This is a genomic window from Micromonospora carbonacea (assembly GCF_014205165.1).
Lineage (GTDB): Bacteria > Actinomycetota > Actinomycetes > Mycobacteriales > Micromonosporaceae > Micromonospora > Micromonospora carbonacea.
In genome coordinates this window covers 2,603,890-2,620,231 of record NZ_JACHMZ010000001.1, presented here as the reverse complement: position 1 = coordinate 2,620,231, position 16,342 = coordinate 2,603,890, and the positions used below count along the sequence as shown (strand labels likewise).

General features: G+C 75.8%; 13 protein-coding genes. 3 read left to right on the top strand and 10 right to left on the bottom strand.

Annotated elements, in window-relative coordinates:
* Window positions 1-314: 314 nt before the first annotated feature.
* Window positions 315-1,046, top strand: coding sequence for a hypothetical protein (locus HDA31_RS11340; protein WP_219824901.1), 732 nt, complete (start codon window positions 315-317; stop codon window positions 1,044-1,046).
* 77 nt (window positions 1,047-1,123) lie between these two features.
* Here the strand turns inward: HDA31_RS11340 and HDA31_RS11335 are convergent, their stop codons facing one another.
* The gene (locus HDA31_RS11335; RefSeq protein ID WP_178065031.1) at window positions 1,124-1,717 is read right to left on the bottom strand and encodes a DUF5134 domain-containing protein; all 594 of its coding nucleotides are present in this window, start codon (window positions 1,715-1,717) and stop codon (window positions 1,124-1,126) included.
* Window positions 1,718-2,050: 333 nt separating this feature from the next.
* On the opposite strand from HDA31_RS11335, the gene HDA31_RS11330 reads away from it, so the two are divergent.
* Together HDA31_RS11330 and HDA31_RS11325 are read left to right on the top strand one after the other, a co-directional pair.
* Window positions 2,051-4,054 carry a DNA/RNA non-specific endonuclease gene (locus tag HDA31_RS11330; protein ID WP_178065030.1) on the top strand — a complete coding sequence of 668 codons (2,004 nt, stop codon included), beginning with the start codon at window positions 2,051-2,053 and terminating at the stop codon, window positions 4,052-4,054.
* Window positions 4,055-4,111: 57 nt separating this feature from the next.
* Complete coding sequence (locus tag HDA31_RS11325) at window positions 4,112-6,436, top strand: exo-beta-d-1,3/1,6-glucosidase (protein ID WP_246383885.1); 2,325 nt, start codon at window positions 4,112-4,114, stop codon at window positions 6,434-6,436.
* 13 nt (window positions 6,437-6,449) lie between these two features.
* Here HDA31_RS11325 and HDA31_RS11320 read toward each other — a convergent pair whose 3' ends face one another.
* Genes HDA31_RS11320 through HDA31_RS11280 form a run of 9 tightly spaced genes read right to left on the bottom strand, consistent with a single transcriptional unit; the run spans window position 6,450 to window position 16,338 of the window.
* Window positions 6,450-7,304 (bottom strand): HpcH/HpaI aldolase/citrate lyase family protein, encoded by an 855-nt coding sequence (locus HDA31_RS11320; protein ID WP_178065029.1) that lies wholly within the window; start codon window positions 7,302-7,304, stop codon window positions 6,450-6,452.
* A 4-nt stretch (window positions 7,305-7,308) separates the two neighbouring features.
* Window positions 7,309-8,772, bottom strand: a complete 1,464-nt coding sequence (locus HDA31_RS11315; RefSeq protein WP_178065028.1) for a dihydroorotase — start codon at window positions 8,770-8,772, stop codon at window positions 7,309-7,311.
* A 4-nt stretch (window positions 8,773-8,776) separates the two neighbouring features.
* Window positions 8,777-10,210 carry an MmgE/PrpD family protein gene (locus tag HDA31_RS11310; protein WP_178065027.1) on the bottom strand — a complete coding sequence of 478 codons (1,434 nt, stop codon included), beginning with the start codon at window positions 10,208-10,210 and terminating at the stop codon, window positions 8,777-8,779.
* Window positions 10,203-11,042 carry a cyclase family protein gene (locus HDA31_RS11305; protein ID WP_178065026.1) on the bottom strand — a complete coding sequence of 280 codons (840 nt, stop codon included), beginning with the start codon at window positions 11,040-11,042 and terminating at the stop codon, window positions 10,203-10,205. The genes HDA31_RS11310 and HDA31_RS11305 overlap by 8 nt, the downstream gene beginning before the upstream one ends.
* Window positions 11,043-11,075: 33 nt before the next feature.
* On the bottom strand, window positions 11,076-12,299 hold the full coding sequence (locus HDA31_RS11300; RefSeq protein WP_311774353.1) for a CaiB/BaiF CoA transferase family protein: 1,224 nt from the start codon (window positions 12,297-12,299) through the stop codon (window positions 11,076-11,078).
* The gene (locus HDA31_RS11295) at window positions 12,296-13,117 is read right to left on the bottom strand and encodes an IclR family transcriptional regulator (protein WP_074473171.1); all 822 of its coding nucleotides are present in this window, start codon (window positions 13,115-13,117) and stop codon (window positions 12,296-12,298) included. Before HDA31_RS11295 ends, HDA31_RS11300 begins: the two co-directional genes overlap by 4 nt.
* A 48-nt stretch (window positions 13,118-13,165) precedes the next feature.
* On the bottom strand, window positions 13,166-14,143 hold the full coding sequence (locus HDA31_RS11290) for an EamA family transporter (RefSeq protein WP_178065025.1): 978 nt from the start codon (window positions 14,141-14,143) through the stop codon (window positions 13,166-13,168).
* Between the two features lie 9 nt (window positions 14,144-14,152).
* Window positions 14,153-14,977, bottom strand: a complete 825-nt coding sequence (locus HDA31_RS11285; protein ID WP_178065024.1) for an alpha/beta fold hydrolase — start codon at window positions 14,975-14,977, stop codon at window positions 14,153-14,155.
* The gene (locus tag HDA31_RS11280; RefSeq protein ID WP_178065023.1) at window positions 14,974-16,338 is read right to left on the bottom strand and encodes a M20/M25/M40 family metallo-hydrolase; all 1,365 of its coding nucleotides are present in this window, start codon (window positions 16,336-16,338) and stop codon (window positions 14,974-14,976) included. Before HDA31_RS11280 ends, HDA31_RS11285 begins: the two co-directional genes overlap by 4 nt.
* Window positions 16,339-16,342: the final 4 nt, after the last annotated feature.

Below are 16,342 nucleotides of genomic sequence, written 5' to 3'. Positions count from 1 at the left end.
GTCGTCCCCGACTGCGGCAGGTCGTTGACCAGCGCGTACGCGCCGGCCTTCGATTTCCTATCCTGCCGGTAGGTTTAGTAGGGTAGCAAGGCGCGTCCCACCCATCGAGATGACGGATGTCGGGTAGCCGACAGTTGACGCGGCGTGACCGCCTGTCGACCGGGCGCCCCGGCGGCGACGGTTCGCCCGGGCGCGGACCTGCGCCCCCTCGCCCGTCCGTAGGGGATCCCCCGAGAAGGGTCCGGGGTGGCCGGCCCGCCGGTCCCGGGTTTTCTCCCCTGGCCGGCCGGGCGGCCCACTGCGAGCGTGGGCCCATGGCTTCGCTCTCCGTACGGCGCTGGCGTCAGCTCGCGCTGTGGCTGCACGTGACGACCTCGGTGGGCTGGATGGCGCAGGCGCTGGCCCTCTGCGTGCTGCTCACCACCAGCCTCACCACGCCCGACCGGGAGGTGGCCGTCGCCGCCACCTCCATGGCGCAGGTGCTCGACGGACGCCTGCTCGCGCCACTGGCCAACGCCTCGGCGTTCACCGGGTTCATGCTCGCCGCCGCGACCCCGTGGGGGTTCTTCCGCTACCGCTGGGTGCTGGTCAAGTTCGTGATCACCCTGGCCCAGCTCCACCTCGGCATCTTCGTCCTCAGCGCGGCGCTGGCCGACTCCGCCGCGGCGGCCGCCACCGGCGGGCGGGGCCCCGCCGTGCCGCTGGCCGTCGGGTCGGCGCTGATGGCCGGCGCCATCGCCTTCCAGGCCTGGGTGTCCGTGGCCAAGCCCTGGTCGACGACCCGCTGGATGCCGGCGGACCGGCGGCAGGCCGCCGGGACCGCGCCGCGCTGGGTCTTCGTGGCCACCGTCGTCGGCGTGGCCGCCGACCTCGCCGTCGCCGCGCTGCTCGGCCACCCGGCGCCGCTGATCTCCCTGATCGTCCTCGGCACGTGGCTGGTGCTGCGGCGACGACAGAACCGCCCCGCCCGGGCCGACCGCCCCGCCGCGACCACCCGGCCGGACGCCACACCGGCGCCGACGCGGGCCGGCGCGGGCCGGAGATAAGAGATCTTGGAAGCAACGGGCCCCTCCGGGGGCCGGAATCTTCCAAGATTCACCCCGGTTCCCGCCTCGACGCCGGCCTACACCGTCGCCAGCAGCATGAGCCCCATGACGACGCCCATCGTGGCGTGGCAGAGGCCCTCGGCCCGCGCCCCGGCCGCCGCCGGCCGGCCGGCGGGCACGTGGTCGCGCCAGGCCGGGGTCAGGCGTACGCCCCGGGCCGCCCACCAGCCCGCGGCGAGCAGCAGGTAACCACCCAGGGCCAGGCTGACCAGCGACGGCCACCAGCCCACCGGCGGGGCCGCGCCGTGCTGGCCGTGCGGCCCGGCGTGGCCGCCCGGCAGGCCGGTCATCCACACCATCGCCGCCGACGCGAGGGCGAAGTAGCCGGTGACCGCCCGCGAGCCGCGTGCCGCCGGGCGGCGGGCCGTCAGCGCCGCGAACCAGAGCCCGGCCGGCACGAACAGGACGGCCCACACCGCCGGCGGCACCCCGAGCGCCCACACCATCGCGGTCATCGCCACCCCCATGAGCAGGTGGACGCCCTCGGCGAGCCGGCCCCGGACGGCCCGGCCCGCCCCCGCCGACGCCAGGCCCACGAACCGGAACCCGTGGTAGGACGTCACGGCCACCAGCGCCAGCGTCATCGGCCATTGCAGCGCCGGGAACACCATGGGCTCGCTCCCCTCGTCCGACCGGTCCCGGGCCCGTGGGCAGGGGGTCAGGGCCGACGCTAGTCGGCGCGGACGCCGGCGTCTGTGCGCGAAGTTGCCCTCTCCGTCGGCACCCGCCGGGCCGGTTCGGGCGCGGCGTCGGCACCGGATCGGACGTAACCGGGCGCGGCGTCGGCACCGGGTCGGGCGCGGCGTCGGGCGGGCCCGGCCGATCTGCGCGAACGGCCGCCGCCGGCCGGGATCGGCCGTAGTCTGGCCCGTGCCGGCCGGCGGCACCCCTGCTCCGACCCGCGGCGGCGCGACGCTGCGGTGACGGGGGACGTGAGGTCGACCATGGAGCTGAGGACCACGCAGGCCGGGCGACAGCAGGACGCCGTCGCGGCGCGGGTGGCCGGCAGGACCCCCGCGCGCGGGGAGCGGATCGAGATCCTGCGCCGCCCCGGCGGGCTGGCCCGCGCCGACGAGCCGGAACGGGTGGCGACCCGCATCGACCGGCTGAGCCGCTACCACCCGGACGTGTGCCCGATCAACCCGGCGGCGATCCGGGCCGGCGACGCCGCCGCGGTGACGGCGGCGGGCGTCACCCTCGAACGCATCATCCAGACCGACGACCTGCTCGGCGTGGCCTACCTCGAAGGCGGGGCCGTCGCCGCCCGCGCGGTGGGCCGGGTCAACATCCGCGACGGGCGGGGCCGGCTCACGGGCTACGGCACCGGCTCGATGGTGACCGCCGAACTGCTGCTGACCAACCACCACGTGCTGCCCGACGCGGACGTCGCCGCGCAGAGCGGCATCGAGTTCGACTACCAGGACGGCCCCGACGGGACCCCGCTGCCGCTGCGGGCGTTCGCCCTGGACCCGGGGCGCTTCTTCCTCGCCGACGCGGAGCTTGACTTCGCGCTGGTGGCGGTCGCGGGGGCACCGGCCGAGCTGGGCCCGTTCGGCTTCAACCGGCTGATCGAGTCCGAGGGCAAGGCCATCGTCGGCGACTTCGTGAGCATCGTGCAGCACCCGTGCGGGGGCAAGAAGCAGGTGGCGCTGCGCGAGAACCGGGTCGTCGACGTGGTCGACAGCTTCCTGCACTACGAGACCGACACCCAGCCCGGCTCGTCGGGCTCGCCCGTGTTCAACGACCAGTGGGAGGTCGTCGCGCTGCACCACGCCAGCACCCCCGCGCCGGGGCACGACGAGCTTGGCGGCATCGTCAACGAGGGGCTGCGCGTCAGCCGGCTGCTGGCCTTCCTGCGGCGGCAGTCCCTGCCCCCGGCGCGGCAGCTCCTGCTGGACGGGCTCTTCGCCACCGGCAGCACCCTGCCCTCGACCGGCCCGGCGGAGCAGCTTCCCGGCCCGGCCGGTCTCGCCCGGCCCGGCCCGGTCGCGCCGTTCGACGGCCACGCGCCCCGCCGCCCGGTCGGCCTCGCGGCGGCCGGGCCGACCGGCCTGGTGGCGGGCCCGCCCGCCGGGCGCGAGGCCGCCGGCGTCGACCCCGGCTACCCGGACCGGGCGGGCTACGACCCGCTCTTCCTCGGCGGGGGCCATCCGGTGCCGCTGCCGGCCCTGGCCGCCGGCCAGGTGCCGCTGGCGGCGGTCAACCGGCAGGCCACCGCCGGGCCCCGGTACGTGCTGCCGTACCACCACTTCAGCGTCGTGCTGCACCGGCTGCGCCGGCTGGCGTTCTTCACCGCCGTCAACATCGACGGCAACTCCAGCGTCCGCCTCCGGCGGGAGCCCGACCGGTGGACGCTCGACCCACGGGTGGCCGCCGACGAGCAGACCGGGGAGGAGGTGTACGCCGCCAACCCGCTCGACCGCGGCCACCTCGTCCGCCGGCTCGACCCCGCCTGGGGCGCGTCGCGCGCCGTCGCCAAGGCCGCCAACGACGACACGTTCCACTTCACCAACTGCTCGCCGCAGCACGAGGACTTCAACCAGAACAAGACGACCTGGGCCGGGTTGGAGGACTACCTGCTGGAGAACGCGGACAACCTCGACCTCAGGGTCAGCGTCTTCACCGGCCCCGTCCTGGCCGACGACGACGACCCGTACCGGGGCGTGCAGCTGCCCCGGCAGTTCTGGAAGGTCGTCGCGATGGTCCGGGCGGACGGCGTCCTCTCCGCCACCGCGTACCTGCTCAGCCAGGCGGACCTGATCGCGGGCCTGGAGCTGGTGCCGGCGGCGTTCTCGTACGGCGCGTACCGGACTTACCAGGTGCCGGTGACCCGCGTCGAGGCCCTCACCCTGCTGTCGTTCGGGGCCCTGCGCGACGCCGACCCCCTCGCCCGGTTGGAGGGGACCGGCGTCCGGGAGATCGACGACCCGCGCCAGATCGTGCTCTGAGCCGCGCGGCCACCGGCGCGGGCCCCGGGACGGCGCGCGGATGTGTACGGTCGGGCGGTGACCGCGTCCCGGAGCATCGCAGACCCGATCAGCGCCGACCTGCCGCACCTCGACCCGACCCGGCCGACCGCGCAGCGGGTGGACCACCTGCTCGGGCGGATGAGCCTGGCGGAGAAGGTCGGCCAGATGATGCAGCTCGACTCCCACGGCGACCTGGCCGACCACATCCTCGGCAAGCACGTCGGGTCCATCCTGCACACCTCCCCCGCGCGGGTGGTCGAGGCGCACGAGCTGACCGCCCGCACCCGGCTGCGCATCCCGCTGCTGGTCGGCGAGGACTGCATCCACGGGCACTCGTTCTTCCCCGGCGCGACGATCTTCCCGACCCAGCTCGGCATGGCCGCCACCTGGTCGCCGGAGCTCGTCGAGCGGGTCGCCCGCGCCACCGCCGTCGAGGTCGCCCCGACAGGCGTGCACTGGACCTTCTCCCCCGTGCTGTGCATCGCGCGGGACCTGCGCTGGGGCCGGGTCGACGAGACGTTCGGCGAGGACCCGTTCCTGATCGGCGAGCTGGCCGCCGCGATGGTGCGCGGCTACCAGGGCGCGGACCTGGCCGACCCGACCGCCGTGCTGGCCACCGCCAAGCACTTCGCCGGCTACTCGGAGACCCAGGGCGGCCGGGACGCCACCGAGGCGGACCTGTCGCGGCGCAAGCTGCGCGCGTGGTTCCTGCCGCCGTTCGAGCGGGTGGCGCGCGAGGGGTGCCGCACCTTCATGCTCGGTTACCAGAGCACCGACGGCGTGCCGATCACCGTCAACGACTGGCTCCTGACCGACGTGCTGCGCGGCGAGTGGGGCTGGCCGGGCATGCTGGTCACCGACTGGGACAACGTGGGCCGGATGGTCTGGGAGCAGCGGGTGCAGCCCGACCACGCGCACGCCGCCGCCGCGGCCGTGCGGGCCGGCAACAACATGATCATGACGACCCCGCAGTTCTTCCAGGGCGCCCAGGAGGCGGTCGCGCGGGGCCTGCTGGTCGAGTCGGACCTCGACGACGCCGTCTCCCGCATCCTGGCCCTGAAGTTCGAGCTGGGCCTGTTCGAGGACCCCCGCCGGCCGGACGTCGCCCGGCAGCGGGCGGTGATCGGCAGCGCGCCGCACGCCGCGCTCAACCTGGAGGTCGCCCGCCGGTCGCTGGTGCTGCTGCGCAACGACGGGGTGCTCCCGCTCGCGGGCGGGTTCACGGCCGACGCCGCCGGGCGCGCCCGGGGCGACGGCGGCCCGCCGCGTACGGTCGCGGTCGTCGGCCCACTCGCCGACGACGCGCAGACCCAGCTCGGCGACTGGGCCGGCTCCTCCGGGCAGGCCGACTGGATGCGCGACGGCCAGCCCCGCGACATGATCACCACGGTCCTCGACGGGCTGCGCGACCACGTGCCCGACGGCTGGGCGGTCACCCACGCGCGCGGCGCCGACATCCTCACCATGGCCCCCGACCCCGAGGGGGCGCTGTTCCCCGACGGCCAGCCCCGCCCGCAGGTCGTCCTGCCCTGCCCGCCGGACGCGGCGCTGATCGCCGAGGCGGTCGCCGCCGCCGAGCGGGCCGACTACGTCGTCGCGGTCGTCGGCGACCGCATCGAGCTGGTCGGCGAGGGGTGCAGCACCGCGACGCTCAACCTGGTCGGCGGGCAGATCGCCCTGCTGGACGCCCTCGCCGCGACCGGCACGCCGATGGTCGTCGTGCTGCTCGCGTCCAAGCCGCTGGTGCTGCCCGACTCGGCGCTCGACGCCGCCGCCCTGCTCTGGGCGGCCAACCCGGGCATGCGGGGCGGCCGGGCGGTCGCCGAGCTGCTGCTCGGCCTCGTCGAGCCCGCCGGGCGGCTGCCCATCTCGTTCGCCCGGCACGTCGGGCAGCAGCCCACCTACTACAACCAGATCCGTGGCCAGCACGGCTCCCGGTACGCCGACCTGACCCAGCGCCCCGCCTTCGCCTTCGGCGACGGCCTGTCCTACACGACCGTCGAGTACGCCGACCTGCGGGTCGCCCCGGGCGAGCTCGCGCCGACGGACACCGTCCGCGCCGAGGTCACCGTCCGCAACACCGGGGCCCGGCCGGTCCTGGAGACCGTCCAGGCGTACGTCAGCGACGACGTCACCTCCGTGAGCTGGGCGGAGCGGGAGCTCAAGGCGTTCCGCCAGGTGGCGCTGGAGCCCGGGCGGAGCGCGACCGTCCGCATCGACGTCCCCGTCGCCGACTGCGCCCTCGTCGACGGCCGGGGCGTGCGGGTGGTCGAGCCGGGCGACTTCACGCTGCTCGTCGGCCCGTCGTCGCGGGAGGAGACGCTGCTGCGGGCCCCGTTCACCGTGCGGGCGGCGGGCTGACCGCCGGGGCGGCTCAGCCGGCGTGCCGCTCGGCGCGGCGCAGCACCTCCGTGGCGGCGCGGACCACCGCCCGGTCCAGCAGCCTGCCGTGGGGGTCGGTCGCCACGCCGGAGCCGTCGCGGGCGGCCCGGTCCAGCGCGTCGACCACCTCCCGGGCGGCGGCCACCTCCGCCGGGCCGGGCGTGAAGACGGCGTTGATGGTGGCGAGCTGGCCGGGGTGGATGGCGCTGCGCGCCCGGAACCCCTGGCGCAGCAGCGTCCGCGTGCCCGCCTCCAGCCGGTCCGGGTCGCGCAGGGTCGTCTCGACGGGGCCGACGGGCGCGACGATCCGCGCCCCGGCGGAGGCGACCACGACCTGCGAGCGGATCGGGGCGAGTTCGGCCCGGTCCGGCCCCGGTTGCAGGCCCAGCTCCCCCGCCAGGTCCGCCTCGCCGAGCCCGAGCCGCAGCACCCTCGGCGCGGCGGCGACCTGCGGGCAGGTGAGGATCCCCCGGGCGGTCTCGATCAGGGCGACGACGGCGAAGGTGGCCCCGGGCAGCCCGAGCCGGCGTTCCGCCCCGGCCAGCGCCCGGTCGACCTCGGCCAGCAGCTCCGGTTCCGCCTTCGGCACCCACACCCCGGCCGCCGCCGCGGAGAGCACCGCGACGTCCGCGTCGACCTGGTCGCTGTTGATCCGTACCCAGGTCTCGGTGGTGGTCGGGGCGGCCAGCGCGGCGGCGACCGCCCGGCGGGCCTCGTCCTTGCGGGCCGGGGTGACGGCGTCCTCCAGGTCGAGCACGAGCGCGTCGGCGCCCCGGCCGGGGGCCTTGCGCAGCAGCTCCTCCCGGTCCCCGGGGACGTAGAGGTAGCTGCGGGCGACGGGGGGCACGGCGCTACCGCCCGGCCCGGGGCACGTAGCGGCCCTGCGGGCTGCCGGTGACCTTGCCGTCGACGAGGACGTGCTCGCCCCGGACGAAGGTGTCGGTGACCCGGGCGGTCAGCTCGAAGCCCTCGAACGGCGTGTACTCCTGGGCGGACTCGGAGTCCGCGGCCCGGACCGTCCAGGTGTGGTCGTCGTCGACCAGGCAGAGGTCGGCGTCGTAGCCCTCGGCGACGGCGCCCTTGCCGGCCAGGCCGAAGCGGCGGGCCGGGTTCCACGAGGTCAGCTCCGCGACCCGCGACAGCGGCAGGCCCCGGCGGCGGCCCTCGGTGAGCAGGCCGGGCAGTAGGTACTCGGCCCCGCCGAAGCCGGACTTGGCGACGAAGACGTCGTCGCGGGGCTCACCGAACTTGACCTCGTCCTTGCAGCAGGCGTGGTCGCTGACCACCCAGTCGACGTGCCCGTCGAGCAGGTGCCCCCAGAGCGCCTCGACGTCGGCGCGGGGACGCAGGGGCGGGTTGACCTTGCCGCCGAGGCCGTGCGCGGTGGTGATGTCGGCCAGCAGGTGCCCGATGGTCACCTCGCGGCGGAAGTCGATGTGCGGGAACGCCTCGGCCATTCGCAGGGCCGCGTCGAGCGCCTTGGCCGAGGACAGGTGCAGCAGGTTGATGGTGGGCAGGCCCGTCTCGTGGGCCAGGTACGAGGCGATGGAGACGGCGAGCCCCTCGGAGTGCGGCGGCCGGGAGGCGTGGTACGCCTCCAGCCCGCGCAGCCGGCCCTCCTGCTCCACCTGCCGGGTGTAGGCGCTCATGATCTCGGCGGTCTCGCAGTGCAGCGACAGGGAGATCTGGTCGGCCAGCTCGGGAAAGCGTTCCCGGGCCGCCTGCACGCCGCGCATCACGAACTCGAAGTGGGCGTAGTCGTAGCGTTCGCCCTCGGGGATCATCAGGAACGAGTTCTGGTCGGCCGAGCGGCCGTGCAGGCCGTGCCCGCCGTAGAACATGAAGATCTTGAAGGAGGTCACCCCGAACCGGTCGACCAGGTCGGGCAGCTCGTCGATGTGCTCGCGCATCATCGGGGCCAGGTGGAAGCCGTAGTCGATGTGGGAGCGGCCGGCGCTGGCGGCGAGCACGTCGGGGAAGAAGTCCTCGTACCGGCCGCCCCGGTTGAGGTAGTACTGCCCGGTGCGCATGTAGGTCAGGGCGGTGGTGACGCCGCCCTGGGCGCTGGCGCGGCTCTCCGAGGCGGTGTCCTCGGCGAGCGGGTGGTAGATGCCCCAGTGCTGGTGGGCGTCGACGACGCCGGGGAAGGCCAGCTTCCCCTGCCCGTCGTGCACGGTCGCGGCGTCGGCCGGGTCGAGGCCCGGCGCGACCCGGGCGACCCTGCCGGCGGTGACGCCGATGTCCACCGTCTCGGTGTCGGACCGGTCGTGCCGGACCAGGCGCACGTTGCGCAGCAGCAGGTCGAAGGTCGTCATGCGCTCACTCCTGTCGGGTGTCGGGTGCCGCCGCGGCGGCGAGCAGACCGGCCAGCCGCCGGACGTCGGGGGCGGTGTCGAGGGCGGCGATCTCCCGCTCGACGGCCCCGGCGACGTCGGCGGGCAGCCGGCCGGCGACGTTGTGCCGGAACTTCAGGGCCAGCTCGGCGGTGGTCAGCGGGCGGGCCGGGCCGCCCCGGTTGGCCAGCACCTCCTCGGTCCACTCCCGGCCGTCGCGGGTGACCACGCGCAGCACGGCCGGGAACTGGTGCGGGAAGATCGCGTCGCAGCGCTCGTCGGGGACCACGTCGACGCGGGCCATCACGGCCCGGCGGGACTCCTCGACGGCGAGGGCGTCGGTGAAGTCGTCCGGGCCGACGCCGAGCACCCCGCCGCCGTGCAGGCCGGCGGCGACCGCGTACGGGCCGCTGAACTGGGCCTCGTAGCCGGTGGTGGGGCGGCGCTTGCGGTCGATGGGCTGCCCGATGGTGCGGATGACCGGGGTGGGCACGCCGAGGGTCACCGACTCCACGTCGGACGGGCGCACGCCGCGGCGGCGCAGCGCCAGCGCCGCGTCGATGGCCGCGTGGGTGAAGTGGTTGGCCGGGTACGGCTTGAAGAAGATGTCCGGCACCGCCCAGTCGACGCCCAGCCCCGCGGTGATCTCCGCCGGGTCGTACTCGCCGCGCAGGAACGCCTCGAAGAAGCCGAACCGGCCCTCCAGGACGGTGGGCGGGCCGGTGACGCCGTGCCGGGCCAGGGCCGCCGCGCTCACCGCCGAGTGCGCCGCCCAGCCGCAGTGGATCCGCTTGACGGTGCCGCCGGTGCGGTTGGCCTCGATCAGCCCGGCCGCCATCGAGGCGGCCACGCCCAACGCGTCGAGGGTGCGCCCGGCGTCCAGCCCGAACAGCCGGGCGGCGGCGACCGCCCCGCCGAGGGTGCCGCAGATGGAGGTGGCGTGCTGGCCGTGCTCGAAGAAGACCGAGTTGCCGGCGGCGCGGTCGTAGCCGGCCATGCCGAGCCGCACGCACACCTCCAGGCCCACCGCGACGGCGGCGACGGTCTCCCGGCCGGACGCGCCGGTGAGCTCGGCGGCGGCGAGCGCGGCCGGCACCACCGACGCGCTCGGGTGCAGCACCGACGGCAGGTGGGTGTCGTCGTAGTCGAGCGAGTGCGCCAGCACCCCGTTGCCGAACGCGGCCAGCGCGGCGGGCACCGGGTCGGCGACCCCGATCGCCCGGGCCTGCCCCCGCCCGCCCTGGTCGCGGACGTACGCCAGGGCGGCCCGGCTGCTCGGCAGGTCGACGGCGGCCACGCAGAGCCCGACGACGTCGAGCACCCGCTGGCGGACGCTGTCGACGACGGCGGCGGGCAGCGCGGCGGCGGGCGTGTCGGCGGCGAACGCGGCCAGGGCCCGCCCGAGGGTCGGCTCAGCCACGGCCCACCACCGCCAGCGGACGCACCGGCGAGCCGGTGGCCCCGTACAGGGGCAGCGGGGCCAGCACGAAGGTGAACTCGTGCACCGCGTCGCGGGCGAGTTCCTCCAGCGCCATCGCCTCGATCAGGTAGACGCCGTGCTCGACCAGGAGGATCCGGTGCGCGGGCAGGCTGCTGTGGCCCTGGCCGGGGCGCAGGCACTCGAAGGCGATGGTGTCGGCCCCGGCGGCGTGCACGCCGTGCGCGGCGAGCCACCGCGCGCCGTCGGCGCCCACGCCGGGCACGCCGGAGTCGTGGCCGACGTAGCGGGTGCGGTCGGGGTCGTCGAAGTGCCGGCCCCAGCCGCTGCGGACGAGCACCACGTCGCCGGGCTCCACGGGGGTGCCCTGCCGGTCGACGGCGGCGTCCAGGTCGGCGGGGGTGATCTCGTAGCCGGCCGGGCAGTCGGGCCGGTCGAGGGCGGCGGGCACGTCGAGCAGGACGCCCCGGCGGACCATCGGCGCGACGGTGTGCACGCCGAGCTCGGTGAACCGCCCGCCGGACTGGGCGGCGGCGGCGTCCGCGCCGCCGTGCAGCAGCCCGTCGTGGGAGACGTGGGCGAGGGCGTCGACGTGCGTGCCGACGTGGGTGCCCATCACCAGCAGGTCGTTGGCCGCCGAGCCGCCGTCGGCGCGGACCATGTCACCGTGCCGGCGCGGCATGGTCAGCCAGAACGGCGGGTGGTTCGGCGACTGGGGCATGCCGATCGAGAGCAGCCGGCCGAGGTCGTAGATCTCGACTCCGGCGCGGACGGCGTCGAGCAGCCGGTCGGCGTGGCGGGCGGTGGTCGTCACGGTTCCTCACGTTTCAGCGGTTCGGCCAGGTCGTCAGGCGACGACGTGGCGGGCTCGGAGATCGGCGATCTCGGCCGGGTCGCAGCCGAGCTCGTCGATCAGCAGGGATTCGGTGTCGGCCCCGAGGGCGCGCCCGGTGAAGCGGATCCGTCCGGGGGTCGCGGACATCCGCCACATCACGTTGTGCATCCGCACCGGCCCGAGGTCGGCGTCGTCGACGGTGGTGAGCATCTCCGTGGCCCGCACGTGCGGGTCCTCGACGATGTCGCGGGCGCTGTAGACGGGGGCGACGGCCGCGCCGGCCTCGGCGAACGCGCGGCTCACCTCGTCGCGGGTGCGCTCGGCGATCCACCCGCCGACGTACGCGTCGAGCTCGTCGGCGTGCCCGGCGCGGCCGGCGCCGGTGCGGAACCAGGGCTCGTCGACGACCTCGGGGTGGCCGACCAGGCGCAGCACCCGCTCGGCGATGGCCTGGGCGCTGGTGGAGACGGCGACCCACGCCCCATCGCTGGTGCGGTAGGTGTTGCGGGGCGCGTTGTTGACCGACCGGTTGCCGTTGCGCTGCTCGACGACGCCGAGCTGGTCGTAGACGGTCGGGCCGGGGCCGACCGCCGTCATGATCGGCTCCAGCAGGCTCAGGTCGACGACCTGCCCCTCGCCGGTGCGGTCGCGGTGGCGCAGCGCCATCAGCACCGCCGACGAGGCGGCGATGCCGCAGATGCTGTCGGCCAGGCCGAACGCGGGCAGGGTGGGCGGGCCGTCGGCCGCGCCGGTGAGGTGGGCGAAGCCGCTCATCGCCTCGGCGAGGGTGCCGAAGCCGGCGCGGGAGGCGTACGGGCCGGTCTGGCCGAAGCCGGTGATCCGGGCGATGACCAGGCCGGGGTTGACCGCGTGCAGCTGCGCCGGGCCGATCCCCCAGCGCTCCAGCGTGCCGGGGCGGAAGTTCTCCACCAGCACGTCGGCCCGGGCGGCCAGGCGCAGCAGCAGCGCCGCGCCCTCCGGGGCGGACAGGCTCAGCCCGACGGTGCGCTTGTTGCGGGAGATCTCCTTCCACCACAGGGGATGGCCGTCCCTGGCCTTGCCGTGCCCGCGCATGCTGTCCCCGGCGGTCGGGTGCTCGATCTTCACGACGTCGGCGCCGAAGTCGCCGAGGATCTGGCAGCACAGCGGCCCGGCGAGGATCGTGGAGGCGTCCAGCACGCGCAGCCCGGCGAGCGGGCCGTCGGCGGGCGTGGGGTGGGCGGTCACGGTGGTCACTCCTCTCCCCCGCCGGCCGGGGCGGCCGGCGGGCGGAACCCGAGTTCGGCGGAGACGTCGGCGGCCGCGGCGGCCACCAGCGCCCCGTGGTCGGCGCAGACCTGCCGGGTGAACCGGTCCTGCGGCCCGCACAGGGAGATGGAGCCGAAGACCTGGCCGGTGCCGTACCGGATGGCGGCGGCGACGCTGCCCGCGCCGTTCTGCCGCTCCCCGATGCTCACCGCGTAGCCCTGCCGGCGGATGTGGGCGAGCTCGGCGCGCAGCACGGCCGGGTCGGTGATGGTCGAGGGGGTGACCCGCTCCAGCGGCTGGGCCAGGTACTCGTCGAGCTCCACGGCGGGCAGCGCCGCGAGGATCGCCTTGGACGACGAGCCGGAGTGCAGCGGGTGGCTGGTGCCCAGGGACACCGACATGCGGACCTCGTGCGGGGAGAGCACCTGGTCGATGTAGACCCGGATCGAGCCCTGCCGCACCGACAGGGTGGCGGTCTCGCCGGTGCGGCGGACCAGCCGGACCAGGTACCGGCGGGCGATCTCCGGGACGTCCAGCGCGCGCAGGGCGGCCAGGCCCACCGCGAGCGCCCCGGCGCCGAGCCGGTAGCGCTTGGTGTCCTCGTCGAAGTCGAGGAACTCGTCGGCGGCCAGCTCCTTCAGGATCCGGTACGCGACCGCCTTCGGCAGCCCCAGCTCGCGGGCGATGGTGGACACCCCGAGGGTCTCCGGCGCCCGGGCGGCGATGATGTTGATGACGTCGAGGGCCCGGCCGAGGCCGGAGCGGACCCGCCGGTCATCGGGTGCGACGAGGGGGGTGGTGGTCATGTCTGTCCTCACTGTGGGCGGACGCGGGCGGAAGGGCAGGGCCGCCGGTCACGGGGGTGTCGCGGGGGTGCCCGGCGGCAATCCTCGCAACTGCCGCTGCCGTTCCACGGCGACGACGAGCGCCACCGAGGCGAGCACGACGACGCCGGCGAGCACCTGCCGGCCGGTGAGCCGCTCGTCGAGCACCACCATGCCCAGCAACACCGCGATCACCGGGTTCACGTAGGCGTACGTGGCCACGAGTTGCAGGGGCGCGCGGCGCAGCAGCCAGGTGTAGACGCTGAACCCGACGACGGTGCAGACCAGCATCAGGTAGGTCCAGGCGACCCAGGAGCGGCCGGTGACCTCGGCCGGGCGCAGCCGGTGCCACTCGCCGGCCGGCCACGCGGCCACCGCCACGGCCGCGCCGCCGGCGAGCATCTGCCAGCCGGTGCCGACCAGGTGGTCGGCCGGGGCGGGCAGCCGCTGGGTCAGCGTCGAGCCGGCCGCCCAGACCATCGTGGACGCCACGATCGTGGCGATGCCGGCCAGGTGCAGGCGCTGGTCCCCGGCGAGCACCAGCAGGGCCAGCCCGGCGAGTCCACCGAGGACCCCGACGACGGCAGCCGGCCGGGGGCGCTGGCCGCCGCCGAGGCGGATCGTCAGCACCCACAGCGGCATCGCGGCGACGAGCAGGGAGGCCAGGCCGGACGACACGTACTGCTGGCCGACGGCGAGCAGCGCGCTGCCCGCCCCGACCATGAGCAGGCCGCCGGCCAGCACGCCGGGCCACCGGTCGCGGGGCAGGCGCACCCGGGCCGGGCCGTTGCGCGCCGCCACCACCGCGAGCACCAGGGCCCCGGCGGCGAGGAACCGGCCGGCGGTGGAGACCATCGGCGGCAGGCTCTCCAGGGCCACCCGGTTGCCCAGATAGGTGGAGCCCCACAGCAGGTAGACCGCGCCGAGCCCGGCGGCGAGCGCGGCCGGTTCCACCGGTGGGCCCACCCCCGCCGGGGCCGCCACCACGGTGGGCTCAGCGCCGGACATGGGACCGGGTCACGGGGTCACCGCCGGGGCGTCGAGGTCGCACTGGGCGGCGACGGCGTCGGCGAACGCCTCCGGCTGCTCGTCGGAGACGAAGTCGGTGCCGCCGGGGATGGTGACCAGCGGGGCGTGCGGCAGGGCGGCCCGGACCACGGGCGTCATCCGGTCGACCAGGTCGTCGGCGCCGTGCAGCAGCACGGTCGGCACGGCGGCCAGGGCGGCGGTGTCCAGCCGGTGGTCGAAGACGGCCCGGTACGCGGTGGCGTAGTCCGGCCCGGTCATCAGGTACTCGGCGACCTGCCGGTCCGCCTCCTCGGGGCTGAGCCGGGGGTAGAGCCCCCAGACCCGGTCCCAGATCACCCGCAGGTGCGACCCGTCGCGGTCCGGCGTGTAGCCGGGGGCGTAGGTCACCTTCTTGCGGGCGCGTTCGGCGTCGTCGTAGAGCGGCAGGCCCTGGAGGATGAGCCGGTGGACCCGGCGCGGGTCCCGCAGGGCGGCCTCCGCGGCGATCACCGCGCCGGTGTGCTGGCCGAGCAGGCGCACCCGGTCCAGGCCGAGGGCGTCGGCGGTCTGCCAGAGGGCGGCGGCGTACTGCGGGATGGTCCACGGCTGCGGCGGCGCGTCGGACATCCCGAAGCCGGGGGTGTCCACGGCGACGACGTGCAGCCCGCGCCGGGCCAGCGGGGCCAGCGCCAGGTCGTAGGTCGCCGACGACAGCGGCGACTGGTGCACGACGAGCAGGGCCGGGCGTCCCGGCGTCCCGGCGTGCCGGTAGTGGACCTGGCCCCAGGGCAGGTCGACGTAGCCGCGCGCGGCGCGGCCCCGGACCCGGGTCACCCGGTCACCGCCAGGGCGGCCATGACCTCGATGACGTGCCTGATGCCGTCGCGGTAGTCGTCGAGGCGGATGTTCTCGTTGGGCCCGTCCACCCCGGAGTCGGCGCGGGACACGCCGACGCCGACGATGGGCCGGGCGGCGAGGGCACCCTGGTTGCCGATCCACTGGGTGTACGGCTCGATCACCGGTTCGGCGCCGTAGGCCCGGCGGGCGGCGTCGGCGACCAGGGCGACGAACGGGTCGCGGTGGTCGGTCATGTTCGGCCGGCTGGTCGCCATCACCTCGATGCCGACGTCGCCGAAGCCGGTGGCGGCGAGATGGTCGCGGACGGCGGCGAGCACCCGCTGCGGGTCCTGGCCGGGCACCAGCCGGATCTCGACCTTCGCGGCGGCGGTGGCGGGGATGCCCAGGGTGACGTCGTCGCGCATGTCGCCGCCGGCGATGCCGGCGACGGTCAGCGTCGGCACGGTGCGGATCGCCACGGCGGCCTGCCGGTCGTCCAGCCCGCCGGTGAAGCCGCGCACGCCGGCCCGCTCGCGCAGGAAGTCACCGTCGAACTCCACCTCGGCGAGCAGGTCGCGTTCGGCGTCGGTGAGCGGGCGCACGTCGTCGGCGAAGCCGGGCACGGTGACCGTGCCGTCGGGGCGCTGCAACTGCGCCAGGGCGGCGGCGAGCCGGGCCGTCGCGGCCGGCAGCAGCGCCGTGTTCTGGCTGGTCAGGTCGCGGGGCAGGGTGCGGACGGTGAGCCGCAGGTAGAGCACGCCCTTCTCGGCGAGCTTGAGCAGCGGCCGGTCCTGCCCGTCGCGCCACGAGTTCTCCCACAGCGCCGCGTCGCTGGCCAGCCGGTCGGCGTGCGCCGCGCAGAACGAGCCGAGGCCGGGGCTGTGCAGCCACTGCTTGCCCTCGAAGATGAACCGGCTGGTGACCGGCGGGGTCAGGCCCGCCAGCCGCCAGGCGGCGACCGCGTGGATGCGCGACATCAACGCGCCCTTGTCGTCGGCGACGCCCCGGGCGTAGAGGCGGCCGTCGTGGATCTCGGCCGCGTACGGCGGGCTGATCCAGTCGGCGTCGTCGCCGGCCGGTTCGACCTCGACGTCGTAGTGGGTGAAGTGCAGCAGCCGACGCCGCCCCGCGCCGGGGATCTCGGCCAGCACGTACGGGTGGGACTGCTCCCACTCGATGATCTCGGCCTGGCCGCCCCAGCGGTGCACGGAGTCGGCGATGAACCGGGCGGTGGCCGCCATCTGGTCGGGCTCCTGCCGGCGGCTGCGGATGCGGCAGAGCTGCTGGAGCTCGGCGACGAACTCGTCGAAGTGGGTGTCCACCGCGGCGAGCGCGGCGGCGGTGTCCGGGTGGGGCATGGGT